General features: G+C 58.3%; 7 protein-coding genes and 6 pseudogenes. 7 read left to right on the top strand and 6 right to left on the bottom strand.

The window, feature by feature from the left end:
- Positions 1-49 precede the first annotated feature (49 nt).
- Entirely contained in the window at positions 50-871 is an 822-nt protein-coding gene (locus tag OKW40_RS08285; RefSeq protein WP_429489162.1) for an alpha/beta hydrolase, read from the bottom strand.
- Positions 872-1,057: 186 nt separating this feature from the next.
- Here OKW40_RS08285 and OKW40_RS08280 point away from each other — a divergent pair, with 186 nt between their 5' ends.
- On the top strand, positions 1,058-2,086 hold the full coding sequence (locus OKW40_RS08280; RefSeq protein WP_429489161.1) for a LysR family transcriptional regulator: 1,029 nt from the start codon (positions 1,058-1,060) through the stop codon (positions 2,084-2,086).
- A gap of 156 nt (positions 2,087-2,242) precedes the next feature.
- Here the strand turns inward: OKW40_RS08280 and OKW40_RS08275 are convergent.
- Positions 2,243-2,469 (bottom strand): annotated as a pseudogene (locus OKW40_RS08275) (HU family DNA-binding protein); the annotation flags it as partial.
- Positions 2,470-2,681: 212 nt separating this feature from the next.
- Between OKW40_RS08275 and OKW40_RS08270 the strand changes: the two are divergent.
- Together OKW40_RS08270 and OKW40_RS08265 are read left to right on the top strand one after the other, a co-directional pair.
- A pseudogene (locus OKW40_RS08270) lies at positions 2,682-3,411 on the top strand (IS6 family transposase).
- Positions 3,412-3,665: 254 nt separating this feature from the next.
- Entirely contained in the window at positions 3,666-4,133 is a 468-nt protein-coding gene (locus OKW40_RS08265; protein WP_429489159.1) for an Rrf2 family transcriptional regulator, read from the top strand.
- Positions 4,134-4,364: 231 nt separating this feature from the next.
- Here the strand turns inward: OKW40_RS08265 and OKW40_RS08260 are convergent.
- Positions 4,365-5,043, bottom strand: a pseudogene (locus OKW40_RS08260) (UTP--glucose-1-phosphate uridylyltransferase); the annotation flags it as partial.
- A gap of 583 nt (positions 5,044-5,626) precedes the next feature.
- Between OKW40_RS08260 and OKW40_RS08255 the strand changes: the two are divergent.
- Both OKW40_RS08255 and OKW40_RS08250 read left to right on the top strand, forming a co-directional pair.
- Positions 5,627-5,761: pseudogene (locus tag OKW40_RS08255) on the top strand (SDR family NAD(P)-dependent oxidoreductase); the annotation flags it as partial.
- 683 nt (positions 5,762-6,444) lie between these two features.
- Positions 6,445-6,972, top strand: coding sequence for a DUF3331 domain-containing protein (locus OKW40_RS08250; RefSeq protein WP_429491931.1), 528 nt, complete (start codon positions 6,445-6,447; stop codon positions 6,970-6,972).
- Between the two features lie 258 nt (positions 6,973-7,230).
- On the opposite strand, the gene OKW40_RS08245 is transcribed toward OKW40_RS08250, so the two are convergent.
- Positions 7,231-8,222, bottom strand: a protein-coding gene (locus tag OKW40_RS08245; RefSeq protein WP_429489157.1) for an IS5 family transposase whose coding sequence is annotated in 2 segments (ribosomal slippage) — positions 7,231-8,165 and positions 8,165-8,222 — 993 coding nt in all. Because the reading frame shifts where the segments join, the coding sequence is not laid out codon by codon here.
- A 127-nt stretch (positions 8,223-8,349) separates the two neighbouring features.
- Between OKW40_RS08245 and OKW40_RS08240 the strand changes: the two genes are divergently transcribed.
- The gene (locus OKW40_RS08240) at positions 8,350-9,234 is read left to right on the top strand and encodes a LysR substrate-binding domain-containing protein (protein ID WP_429354527.1); all 885 of its coding nucleotides are present in this window, start codon (positions 8,350-8,352) and stop codon (positions 9,232-9,234) included.
- Positions 9,235-9,418: 184 nt separating this feature from the next.
- Here the strand turns inward: OKW40_RS08240 and OKW40_RS08235 are convergent.
- Positions 9,419-10,878, bottom strand: a pseudogene (locus OKW40_RS08235) (efflux transporter outer membrane subunit).
- 77 nt (positions 10,879-10,955) lie between these two features.
- Between OKW40_RS08235 and OKW40_RS08230 the strand changes: the two are divergent.
- Entirely contained in the window at positions 10,956-11,573 is a 618-nt protein-coding gene (locus tag OKW40_RS08230; protein WP_429489155.1) for a TetR/AcrR family transcriptional regulator, read from the top strand.
- Between the two features lie 598 nt (positions 11,574-12,171).
- On the opposite strand, the pseudogene OKW40_RS08225 reads toward OKW40_RS08230, so the two are convergent.
- Positions 12,172-12,945: pseudogene (locus OKW40_RS08225) on the bottom strand (HisA/HisF-related TIM barrel protein).
- Between the last annotated feature and the right edge of the window lie 56 nt (positions 12,946-13,001).

Here is a 13,001-nt window from a genome sequence, read left to right as displayed (position 1 = left end):
CGCGACATCTTACGCGACCCCCTCGGTAACGTGACAACGCCTGGCCCGGCTATGCAAAGTCATTTCCGGGACGGAACACTAGGCGTTTTGCGAAAAAGGCCGAAACATCGGCTAAAACTGTTGGGTTGGTCGCAAGGGCCTGGCGAGATGCGTTGTTGTGTCGCGTCACCTCAGTGGGAACGCCTGCAGCTATGAGTTCACCGGCGTACTTCTCCGCTTCCACGTGCAACAGGTCATTCTGAGCACTGGCAATCAGCGCTGGTGGCAGCCCCTTAAGCCTTCTGGACTCAATTGGTGCCGCATACGGATGCATCCGATTCGAAGCAAGTGGCAAGTACGCCCAATACCCACGAGCGCACTCACTAGCACCGAGATCTGCCGACGGAACCTCGCGTTCGTCGGCCATCCTTGTCATGCTCGGATCCAGCAACGGCGCCAGGAGAGCCTGTGCGGCAAAGGAAAATTCTCCGCGGTCGCGGGCCATTGCGGCCAGACATGTAGCCAGATTGCCTCCGGCGTCGTGTCCTGCAACACCGATACGCCTTGCGTCAGCACCGTGCTGGCGCGCGTTGGTGACTGCCCAATGAGTTGCGCAATATCCATCTTCCAGCGCTGCAGGAAAGGGAAACCTGGGTGCCAACGAGTAGCCTACTGAGACGACCCACGCCGGCGTGCCCATCGCGATAGCGGTGGCGGTGTAGTCGGCATCGTCAAGCAGACCGCCTACAAACCCACCCCCGTGGAAGTAGACCACTATTGGCAGAACTGACGCCTTGGGGTAGGGACGATAAGTTCGCAACGCTATCTCCTGCGCGTGCCCAGCGACAAAAAAATGCTTGGTCAGTACTGTCGTGTCATCCGTTGGTTGCATTTTCCAGCTGACGCTCGTACGCCAGATATCAAGTTGCGATGGGACACATTGTGGGCCAAGACGGCAATCAGATAAATTGTTATAATCCGGAACACAATTCGTTCCGACGGAACAATCCGGAACCTTACCCTTCGAATTCTTCGCAGCGCCGTCGCTGGATTGATGGCACGCTGAAAGTGAGACTATATGGACCGGTTTCAGGCAATGCAGGTGTTCACCAAGGTCGTCGAGATGAAAAGCTTTTCGCGCGCGGCAGACGCTCTCGATCTTCCACGTGCCTCACCGACGACCATCATCAAGAAGCTTGAGGCCCATCTTCAGGTTCGTCTCATGCAACGGACGACGCGACGCCTGAACCTTACGCCCGAGGGCGCCGAGTACTACGAGCGCTGCGTGCGAATCCTTGCGGAAATTGACGAAACAGAAGATCTCCTTGTCAACACGGGTAAAGGGCCGCGTGGGCGGCTGCGGGTCGACATGCCCGCATCTATCGGCAGACTTATCGTCATGCCAAGGATTGAGGACTTTCGCGAGCGATTCCCGAACGTCAACCTGATGATTGGCTTCGGTGACAAACGGGTGGATTTGATACAGGAAGGTGTTGACTGCGCAATTCGAGTCGGAGAACTTGAGGATTCAAGCCTCGTCCCGCGCAGGCTTGGCAACCTTCTCACACTCACTGCTGCAAGTCCTGAATACATTCGCCGCTTTGGCGAACCGCGACGAATTGAGGATCTTGAGCAACATCTTGCCGTGCACTATTTTTCAAGCCGTACTGGAAGAATCACGAATTTCAGCTTTGAGAAAGGCGATGGCAGCACTGACGTCAAGATGACCGGAGCGCTCTCGGTGAATGATGCTGACGCATACGTCATGTGTGGCGTCAGCGGCGCAGGACTCATCCAGGCGCCTAGGTTTATGCTCGCACCGTATCTGCAATCTGGAGAGCTTGTCGAGATACTGGCTGACTGGAAGCCAAGAACAATGCCGATTGCGGCCGTCTATCCGCATAACCGCCACCTCGCTCCGAAGGTTCGCGTCTTCGTGGAGTGGATCGCAGAACTTTTCGACAAGTGCCCTCTGATGTCTGATGAAGTTGATTCGGATGGTCGTTGTCCAATCAGCCACTCCATCAGATCGATGTTTCAAATGGACCCGCGAGTGGTCCCGCATCATTCGGCAATCCATCCAGCTGCGCTTGAAACTCACGCGTGAGCGCTAAACACGGGCGCGTACTCGATCCGCACACTTTACTCTTTCGTGTTGCGCAACCCTACCCTGAGATCGACACGCGGAGACAGGTAACCGAGCCGACGGTCGAGCTTCAGTGCACATTGCGGCAACAGAATCCACGTGACAGGAATGCTCATCAACTGTCTTCGCGGCCGGAATCTGGACCCCGGCACCGGTCGCCGGGTTGCGACCGACGCGCGCGGCCCGCGCCCCCGTCGAACAGGCACCGAACCGTATAATCTGGACTTGTCGCCTTTCGTCACGGTCGTCCTAATCAGCGCGTCGAGCATTTCAGAAGCCGCCGCCTTGCTGGTGCCTGTCTTGGCGGCGACGGCATCTACAAGGTCCTTTTGTGGCTTTGTCACAGTAAGGGTCAAAGAGCGAGCGAGATCGATATGCGAAGTACTGCTTCTATTGCGAGCTCGTAGAATTGATCAGCGGCGGACGGATGGGCTCCGCGAGCACATTCCAGTCAGCTTTATATTCGGGCTTATTGCAGCCTGATACGCTGCGGCCCACTATGAAATCCGCTGGCCGGCGTTGTCACGTTACCGTGGCGGTCGCGTAAGATGTCGCGATGAAAAAGACGAACTGGCTCTATCACGGTCACCGCTTTCCCGCCGCAGTCATCAGTTGCGCGGTGCGTTGGTATTTCCGCTTCCAGCTAAGCCTGCGCGATATCGAGGAATTGCTGTTCGAACGCGGCGTGGTGGTGAGCTACGAGACGATCCGCCGATGGTGCGACAAGTTCGGCGTGGGCTTCGCGCATCGCGTCAAGGTTGCACGCCGCAAACCGGGCAGCACCGTATCTCGATGAGATGTTCGTGACGCTGCGCGGTGAGCCATACCTGCTGTGGCCGGCCGCCGACGAGCACGGTGCCGAACTCGGGATCCTTTGCGGAATCGGCGCGACAAGGCTGCAGCCAAACGTTTCTTCAACCGCCCACTTCGCTCATGCCCTGTGCCGCGCAAGATCGTGACCCACCAGTTGCGCAGCTACCCGGCCGCAAAGGCGACATTCCTGAATTGGCGAACGTCAAACACGTGTTCGTTAGAGCCGCCGCGCGCGTGAACAATCGGGCGGAGAACAGCTACCAACCTACCGCGAACGCGAGCGTCGCATGCGGGGATTTCGCGACTGGAAACGCACGCAGGCATTCCTCTCGTGTTTCGGTCCGATACGGCAGCATTTCGCGCTCAAGCGGCATCTGCTGCGTGCTGCGCTCTATCGCAAACACCTCGCGGCTCGATTCGCTGCGTGGCACGAATTCACCGACCTCACCCAGAATCCGTCGAGTGCGTGCTGAGCAATGGTGACCTCTGGCACCATTTCGTCTCGCTACCGGCAAGTTGACAAAGCCGTGCGAACCAGTAATTGTCTGGTTTTTCTCCAATGTCCGGCGGTGCAGTTGGTCTCGCCGCCGGACATTGATAAGGCTATGACGCCCGTGAGATGCCGCAGACAGACGCGGTAGGACCTCCAGTCTGCTGACACAGGGGTACTTGTGCGCGGAAGCCTGTCATGGTTGACATTTCGTATTGTGATAAATAGCATATCAAAATGGCACTCACGAATGTCCAGTTTTCTGTCGCCGCACACATTCTCGCCGTTCTGGGCTACCACTACGGTCGGGAAGTCACGTCCGCAGTGTTGGCGGAGAGCGTGAACGCGGAACCGACGTTTATCCGACGAGCTCTGTCGAAACTGTCGAAGGCTGGTCTCGTTACAGCCACCCGTGGCCGCAACGGGGCATGCGTGCTGGCTCGAGCGCCCGGCAAAATTTCGCTTCTTGACATCTACCTTGCCAGCGAAGCTCCTCCCACGTTCGCAGTACACGGATATCCAGTCGAAAAAGCGTGTCCGATCAGCTCCAACATCAAGGGCTCAATGACCGACGTATTTGAGAAGGCACAGGCGGGGTTCGAAAAGAGCCTTTCACAGCAGACTCTCGCCGACGTGATCGCGAACATCAGGAAAGGGGAGGTCAAAACAACTGCAAAGACCCAGAGACGCGCTGTCACCAAGTAAGCGGCCGGCGCCACGTTGACAATCGCCGATGCCAAGCCGCGTACACTCCGGGCTATGTTCGGCAATCCACCGAGCGCATCGTCTGCGTATTTCCAAGCTAGTAGTCCGCAGCGGCGAAGGCGGGTATTGGCGCTCTATTCGTTTCGGCTCCCCTCAATCACTTCGCCGAAAACGTCCGAGAATATTTGTCTACGAACGCGTAGACGGTGACAAAAATATTGCCGTGCCACTGCCGCCGCTGCCGGGCTTCAGTGCGCGCAAATACGTGAAGATTCGTGGCTTGAGAATATACCGGCCCACCACGCCCTAGTTAGATGGTGCCTCGGCGGGGTCCGGTTTTTCGACCGGACCCGACAGTTTGAAGGTATTGTCTTCCCACTGCTTGCCATCGATCAGGCCATACGACTTCCAGTCTTCCGGCGCGATCTTTTCCACGCTTAGAATGGACGTGTGGTAATGATCGAACACGTCGATCATCTGCCGCAAAACGGGCGGCGTGCCATACAAAATGTCGTCGGCCAATACGACAGCAAACGGGCTGTCTCCCACGAGCTTTTCCGCGCACAGCACCGCATGGCCGAGACCGAGTGCTTCTGCTTGCCGTACATAGAAACAGTCGACCTGACTGGATTTGATATTGCGTACGAGTGAGAGCAGCTTTTCCTTTCCGCGTGCTTCCAGTTCGGCTTCAATCTCGTACGACTTGTCGAAATGATCTTCGATCGCGCGCTTCCTGCGCCCGGTCACGAGATCATTTCGGTGAGCCGACCACAATTGCTTCTTCAACGGCGTACTGGATCAGCGGTTTATCGACGATAGGAAGCATCTCCCTCTGACTTGCTTTGGTTGCAGGCAAAAATCGTGTGCCGAGACCGGCAACGGGGAAGATTGCTTTGGTCACTTTAAGCATGAGCTTCGAATCTCGATTGTGAAGTGATCATGTGCTCGCGCCGTACATTTTCGCAATAGGCGCCAAAAAGAACCTGCCCGTTCAGCGGATGGACGGGCAGGTTAAGCCGAGGTATTGAAGGTTCGCCAATGGGGACGAACCCGCAGCCAGTATGTCCGCCCATGCGTTCATTCAATGGGCGCACGTCGGATCGCGCTTAGCAATTGACCGAACGTTCCAGTAAAGCTGCTTTCCGTGTTGGACCCGGTGCACACTGATGTGTTGCGCTGCTGTCGGCGGGCTGGCATTCAAAGAGTATGCGTTCCTGCTGGATGGCGGATTGGCGAAAAGGTTTTGTCAGCGACAAGTCTTTCAGAATGGATAGACCTTACACGTCTATTATCGCCAGCAAATCTGCCAAGGCGGCTGCATTAATTTTCGCGAATAGGACATGAATCGCCACGCTGGAAAGATGATGGAAGAAGAATCCGATATTTCTGATGCGATTGCGAAGTTCAATCTGTCGTATTTACAGCTTGCGCAGCAGATGGGCGTTGTTGCGTTAATCACGGGTAGCCCAAGCGCAGTTTCATACGAAACCATCATGAGCAAGTTATCCGGAAACGTAGCCATTGTCACAGGTGCGTCAAGAGGAATCGGCGCGGCAATTGCGAAGTCGCTCGCAGCAGAGGGCGCATCCGTCGTCGTAAATTTCGCGTTCAGTAAAAGAAATACCGACGATCGGCGCCCACAAGGCAACGGCACTCCAGATTTATGGTCAGGTTGCGGACAACGCTCAGTGCATCGTCAGCTCGTGTGGCGTTTCGGACAAGTCCAATCCGTACATCGCCGTGAGCGTAACCACTGTGCCACCTCGCTCGCGACAAATTGTCAATCGCGCTCAGCTCTCCGTTCCTTTTTTTGGTGAAGATTGTTCATTTTGGAGAAAGTGTGATTTCCATTTACACAATTTAAAAAATGATTGCGACGATATAGACTGCGTTTGTAACTGTTGTCCGTCGAGAGCCGCAATCTCGCGATGCGCGGTCAACTAGCCATCAATACTAGTCGTGGAGCTATCATGAAGCCCGGATTTCTGAATGTCGTTTTCCTGACAATGCTCGCAACACTTTCAGCCTCGACGTTCGCGAGCGGGTTTGGCCCTGCACCACACTACGACCCAATCATTGGCGCTCCGGCTTCCCAGCGTGGCCTTAGCGTACAAACGCTCGCAGCTGAACGTGAGACAGCCTACAGCGACCGGACATCATACGGTTCATCTACGAATGCTACCGCGCAGGCGGGCACAAGCAAATCTGTGGGTGCCCATCTGAGCTCGCAGATTGGACAGTGAGCAACTGGACATTCGACGTGGGACGATACGACGTCGATGATTCGACGCACGCACGGTCATACAGTTCAATGTCGTCTTTGAGTAAAGGCAGCGCCCATGTGAGTCTATCGCCTGCGGCTTCTGCCGGATCTGCGCATGCAGAGGCAAATGATGGCTCTGCATGGCTAGTAGTGGTCAAGCATTTGGAAGAGGCGAGCAGTGGCGCGCTTCGAGATATTGCCAAGGGGGTCTCTCGGAATGCCGGTCCTTCTGTTCGGGCCACTGCGAGTGGTTCTCCCGGCGGTGGCTCATTTCAAAACCCCCTTTGCGTTCGCGTTTCTGAACCGCATTCGCGTGTGTTCACGGTTGTCGAAGAGCTTGACGAAAAAACCGTCATGCTTTCGTGGCATGACGCCACCTCTGGTCGGTTTACCGACCAGAGGTGGAAGCTGTCACGCGCTAGAACTAAGACTCGGTGCGTCATGAGCGGAGCGCCCGTCGAGCCAGGAGACACGGTGTATCGCCCAACACGCCAGACGTACCCGACTCTCACAGACGAAGATGTAGTTCTCGCTTCCGCGTTAGGCGCAGTCAAGTCGGCCACGGCTGACACATGAGGAATTGACCCGCGCGGTTCCACGATTGCGTTGATATTTAGGCACATGCTGCGACTGGCCGACGGCGGCATTGCCTATTCGCTTGTCCTCTTACACGAAGGTTACCGGGAGGGATTCACGTAGCTTAGGGAAATGCCGATTAATGAGCTGCCGGGTCGGCTTGCAGATGAAGGGGCGTCGAATTTTCCGGATAACGAATCGAATCGGCGCTCATTTCGGTGAATTTGGCTCGTAAACGAGCCTCCCTGGTTGCATGTTTCACACGCAGGACGGATTGCTCCCATGAACCGATCGCAGCAGATTTCGCGCAATCACCAGATTCGCCAGAGCGAACAGGCTGAAGAGTTGCGCCGTGTTCCTGGCCAAGCCCTTGTATCGGGTCTTGCGATGGTGAAAGAGGTTTTTGACGATATGGAACGGATGCTCGACCCGCGCCCGGATCTGCGCCTTGGTCCGCTCGGTCGCAATCACCAGGTCCTTCAGTGGGCCTTCCGACATCGCCCTGATCTTTCCGCGCTTGGCCGCGACTTGCCACTTCACCGTCTTGCCCTTCATTTCCTCGCGCTTGTCTACGCCAATGTAGCCCGCGTCGGCGAACGCCTCCTCTTCATGCCCGTGCAGCAGGGCATGCGCCTGCGACACATCCGACACGTTGGCCGCCGTGCCAACCACACTATGGATCAGGCCCGAAGCGGCGTCCACGCCAATGTGGGCTTTCATTCCAAAGTGCCATTCGTTTCCCTTCTTCGTTTGATGCATGTCCGGGTCACGGCTCTTCCCAGCGTTTTTGGTCGACGGTGGCGCTTCGATGATCGTCGCATCGACCAGCGTGCCTTCCTTCATCAGCAGTCCACGCTCACACAGCGAAATACCGATCTCGTCGAGCAGCTTCCGTGTCAGTTCGCGTTCGATCAGCAGGCGCCGGAACTTCAACAGCGTAGTCGCATCCGGCACGTTCTCGACCGCCAGATCGATGCCTGCGAAGGCGCGCACCGCGATGCTGCCATACAGCGCGTCTTCCAGCCCTTCGTCCGACAGACCGTACCACTGTTGCAGGAAGTAGATCCGCAACATTCGCTCCAGGCCAATCGGCGGACGGCCTCGCGTGCCCTTCGGGTAGTGCGGTTCGATTGCCGACTGCAAGCGTTGCCACGGCACAATCTTCTCCATCTCCGCCAGGAAGCGTTGGCGCTCGTCACGCGCTTCTTGCCTGCAATTTCCGCTTCCGCGAAGCCGATCTGCCTCTTCATCGTCGTGGGCCCGTTCCGTGAGCTGCCTTCTATAACGTCCTCGGCTACGTCACCGATGACCGCCGAGCTTTATTAATCAGTGTTTCCTTAGCCAAATGGTTCAGGACACATAGCAAGAACGAAGACCATGGACCACCTTGAATCGATCCGCACATTCGTGAGAGTAGCCGAGATCGGCAGTTTCGTTGGAGCGGCTAGCACACGTGGTGTTTCCAGCGCTGTGACAACAAGATTGGTGGGCTCCCTTGAGAGCCGATTGGGCGTGCAACTGTTCCTTCGGACGACCCGCCGCGTCTCGCTCACTGAGACAGGACAAATTTTTCTGGAGAGGGCAAGGCAAATCGTCGCCGATATTGACGAAATCGAATCTCTCGTTGCCAATCAACAGGCCGCACCAGCAGGTCCGTTGCGAATTGCGGCCCCTCATTCATTTGGTCATAACAGGCTCGGCCCGCTACTGAAGGCCTATGTGTCACGTTATCCCGAGATAAAACCTCACGTAACGCTGACGGACAAGCTTATCGACCTCGTTGAACTTCGCATCGACGTTGCGATCGTTCCGGAAGGTTGGGACCTTGGCAACACAGTTGTCACGCGCAAATTGTCGATGTGCGAACTAGCAGTGGTAGCCTCTCCGGAATATATAGAACGGCACGGGCTACCACTGGAACCGTCCGATCTCCGCACTCAACTGCTGCTCCACGAAGGCGCCCACATCAGCGTGACGCGTTGGGCAATTGCACAGTCTGAGGGGCTGCAGATGCGCCCTGCAAACTCAATTGGAGCAAACAGCGTCGAGATGCTGGGGCAGCTTGCTCTTGAAGGAATTGGCGTGGCGGTAATGCCGACATATCTTGTGGAAGCCGATATTGCGCAGGGAAAGCTCGTGAGAATCCTTCCAGAGCATCAGTTACCACATATAGGCCTGAACCTGGCCTTCGCCAGTCGAAAACATCTTCCTGCCAATATCCGTACGTTCGTGGATTTCATGATCGAGCAGCATCGCCCCTGATTTCATGATGAAGTAAGAGGCCTCCACTTCCGATTTTGATGATGAAACGCCTCCGGACAACTTTTGCGCAGTGCAATCGCTTCGCGGCGTGGGCGAAATGAAGTTCTTCGGCGACAGCGACAGCCATGAAATAACGAAGATGACGAGGTTCCATGCTCATCCCCTGCTATCAGATCTGCGGTTTCTACCGGCTTGCCTCGGCCTCAGGATCGCTGGGCTGCCAACCACCACCGAGTGCCTTGAAGGCAGCAACCGCTGCGCGTGCCGATTCCGTTTGCGCCTGCACCCGCTCATCGGAGGCGCGCAGCAGGTTGTCGTCGGCCTGCAGGACTTCAATCAGGCTGACGACACCTTTTTGATAGGCTGCGAACGAGGCCGCTCGCGCCCGGCCAAGGGAATCCACTCCCTGGGTGAGCACCGCGGCCTGCTCCTCGCGCTTGACCAGCGCCGAGAAAGAATTCTCGACATCCTCGGTCGCGTGCAGTGCTGCCAGCCGATACGCGGCGAGCATCTCGGCCTCCTGGCCCCTGGCCTGCCCGATCTGCGCATTGATGCGGCCGAAATCAAACAGACGCCAGCGCAGCCCCAGCACGCCAGCGGCCTGACTGGCGCCGCTACTGAACAGGTTGCCGCTGGCCACCGAGGTGGCGCTGCCGAGCAGTCCACTGAGCGACACCTTGGGGTAATACTCGGCGATGGCCACGCCGATGCGCGCGTTCGATGCGGCGAGGCGACGCTCGGCCACGATCAGGTCGGGCCGGCGCCTGAGCAACTCTCCCGGCGATCCTGTGTCCGCGATCCGCGGGGCGACCGGGATGTCACCAGCTTCGACCAGTTCGGCTCGATGCGTGCCGGGCTGTGAACCCAGCATTACATCCAGCGCGTTCATCGCTGCATCCAGACCCGCCTCGAGGACCGGGACGGATGCCTGAACCTGGGACAGCGCACCTTCGGCCTGGCTCACCTGAAGGTCGGCCGCCAATCCTTTGCTATACAGGAGGTTGATGGTCGAAAGCAGATCCTGCTGCGTCTGCACCTGCCGCCGGGCAACCTTCAGACGGGCCTGCAATCCACGAATCGTGATGTAAATATCGCCAGTCTGCGCCGCCACTGCCAGGCGCGTGGCCACCGCACCGGCTTCCGAAGCCTGGTATTCGGCAAGTGCCGCTTCCCGCCCGCGACGCAGGCCTCCGAACACGTCCAGTTCCCAACTCGCGTTGAAATTGGCCTCATAGTCGTTGCCGTAGCGATCGAAACCGGGCGTCGAATTCAGAACTCGCCCCAGGGGGTTTCAACCGACTGGTAGACTCGCGCCGCCTGCCCGCTGACAGTGCCGGACGGCAGCAGCGCGGCATTCGCCGCGCCAAGTCCCGCGCGCGCCTGCGAGACGCGAGCGGCGGCCTGCGCGAGGTCCAGGTTCTGATCCAGTGCGAGCGTGACGAATCGTGTGAGTTGCGGATCACCGAAACCCGTCCACCACGTGACAAGGTCGGCGCTGGCCGCCGCGTGCCGGTGATCCACCGCGGCCTGGCCCTGGAACTGCTCGGGCATGGCTACATTGGGCCGGACATAATCGGGGCCTACAGCGCAGCCTGCCGAAAGGCTGGCGACAATGACCGCGGCAAGGATGGGTTTGGGTAGCATGAGCGTCTTCGCAAGGGTTCCGGTTGTGACTATAATACAAAATAGTCACTGGTTGTCCATTCCTGTATGCTCTACCCATGAAAAAAGCCACCACTTCCCCCATCCCGGCGCGCGGCCCCGCTGACCACGAGGTACGCGATCAGATCGTTGTCGCCGCCACCGAGCACTTCAGCCGGTATGGCTACGAGAAAACGACGGTCTCAGACCTCGCCAAGGCGATCGGGTTTTCCAAGGCCTACATCTACAAGTTCTTCGAGTCCAAGCAGGCCATTGGCGAGATGATTTGCGCGAACTGCCTGCACGAGATCGAAACCGAGGTCAGGGCGGCCGTCGCACAGACCGATCTGCCACCGGAGAAGCTGCGGCGGATGTTCAACGTCTTCACGGAAGCGAGCCTCCGTCTGTTTTTCCAGGACCGCAAGCTCTACGAAATTGCCGCATCGGCGGCCACGGAGAACTGGCAGGCGGTGCTTGCGTATGAAGAGCGCGTCCAGAAGTTGCTTCGGGACGTCCTCCAGGAGGGTCGGCAAAGCGGGGACTTCGAGCGCAAAACCCCCCTCGATGAGACTGCGATGGCGATCTATCTGGTGTTGCGCCCCTACCTCAACCCAATGCTCCTGCAGTACAGCTTCGATTACACCAGGGTCGCGCCAGCACAACTGTCCAGTCTCGTGCTTCGCAGTCTGTCGCCTTGATGGAAACCTCGAGAGTGACTATTGACTAAATGGGTCACTAGAACCATAATGAAAGCCCCGATCACCATCGATTGTCGGTTTGCACGAGGCGTCGGCGGCGCCGTAGAGGGTTGAGCGCTGCGGCAAGCCGCGGGCAGTCGGTGGCGGGCGCGCTCTGGCTCTCATCGGCGTGTAGGGTCGCCGCGATGTCATCGCAGTGCAGCGGGCAGAAAGGGCAGGTCCAGTCGGGCGTGACGAATACCGAGGTCCCCGCTTGACTGGCGCTCGACGAAAGAGTGGACGAACTGTGCATGACCGCGATTCAGCAAGGACCATGCCGGTTTGGCGACGCGTCGGATCTTTCGGCGTTGCGCGACCGGCGCACCTGGGCGCGGCGATGCGAATAGCGGGGCATCGCAGGGAGCTTGTAACGGGCCGCAGTGCTTCACGGAAAGCGCACAGGCCTCGGCGCGAGCCACGGACACCGCGCGCAGCACAGTTTGTGCGTCAAGCTGAAACACTGTGTCACTTGCTGGTCACGCGCTGCAATACCTCACCTTGCCATTGCATTATGCCCCTCTCGCGCCCCATCTACTGGCACGGATATTGTGTGGAGCGGCTACGTGCGAACAGCGGCTGGGACGTCGAGCCGTCGGTCGTGAAGCGCCGAAGCAACCAGCCACGCGGCCGCGCCGCTCTTCATGGCGGCCGCAAGGTCGGCGTGGCCGCGGATGCCGCCCGCGCCGATCAGCATGCGCTCGCCGGCTTTGGGGCGGATCGCGGAGAAGGTCGTGAGATCGGGACCTTCGTAGGCGCCCACCTGATCGAGCGTCATCGCGATGATGCGTGACCGCCACTAGGCGGTCGACTGGCGAAGCGCAGCCTGATCGGCAGCCGGGTCGGCGAGCAGCTGGCCGGCGCGATGATCGAGCGACAGGATCGGCTCGAGACCTGCTGCTTCGGCGTCGTGCAATGCAGCAGGGTCGCGTAGCGATTCAGTGCCGAAAACCGGCACGAGGGTGGCGGTGCAACAGCACGGTGGCGCGACGGAGGCAGGCCGGATGGATTCGATGTTCGCGTGGATGCGATCGAACAGGGCACGCACCGAAGCGAAGTCGGCAAAGCCGGCGTCGAGCCAGATTTCGACGCCGAAGTGGGTTTCAGACAGACCGTTGCAGAGGACGGCCAGGGTTTCAGCGTGGTCGCCCTGCTGAAGGATCGCGTTGAGATCGGCGACGTACAGCGTACGGGTGCCGGTTGCGCAAAGGAGAGCACGGGCGACGGTGAGCGGATCGCTGCCGTCGCACAGCATCGACTGGACTGGCCGGTAGCGCGCTCGCTCGCCACGCACGGCGTGGCCGTCGAGCAGATCGAGAACCGGTATCACCTGCATGGATGACTTCCCTTGATCAAGCTATTTGTCTACGAGTATCTCACCGGCGGCGGCAT

The organism is Paraburkholderia sp. RAU6.4a, from assembly GCF_050435625.1.
In the GTDB taxonomy this organism is placed as follows: Bacteria; Pseudomonadota; Gammaproteobacteria; order Burkholderiales; family Burkholderiaceae; genus Paraburkholderia; species Paraburkholderia tuberum.
Note: the sequence above shows the minus strand (reverse complement) of the source record. Positions and strands in the feature narration are given on the sequence as shown.

Bases quoted from the DNA above. Each gene is read 5' to 3' on its own strand.
- OKW40_RS08285 (WP_429489162.1), bottom strand. From the start codon at position 871: ATGCAACCAACGGATGACACGACAGTACTGACCAAGCATTTTTTTGTC.
- OKW40_RS08280 (WP_429489161.1), top strand. From the start codon at position 1,058: ATGGACCGGTTTCAGGCAATGCAGGTGTTCACCAAGGTCGTCGAGATG.
- OKW40_RS08265 (WP_429489159.1), top strand. From the start codon at position 3,666: ATGGCACTCACGAATGTCCAGTTTTCTGTCGCCGCACACATTCTCGCC.
- OKW40_RS08250 (WP_429491931.1), top strand. From the start codon at position 6,445: ATGTCGTCTTTGAGTAAAGGCAGCGCCCATGTGAGTCTATCGCCTGCG.
- OKW40_RS08240 (WP_429354527.1), top strand. From the start codon at position 8,350: ATGGACCACCTTGAATCGATCCGCACATTCGTGAGAGTAGCCGAGATC.
- OKW40_RS08230 (WP_429489155.1), top strand. From the start codon at position 10,956: ATGAAAAAAGCCACCACTTCCCCCATCCCGGCGCGCGGCCCCGCTGAC.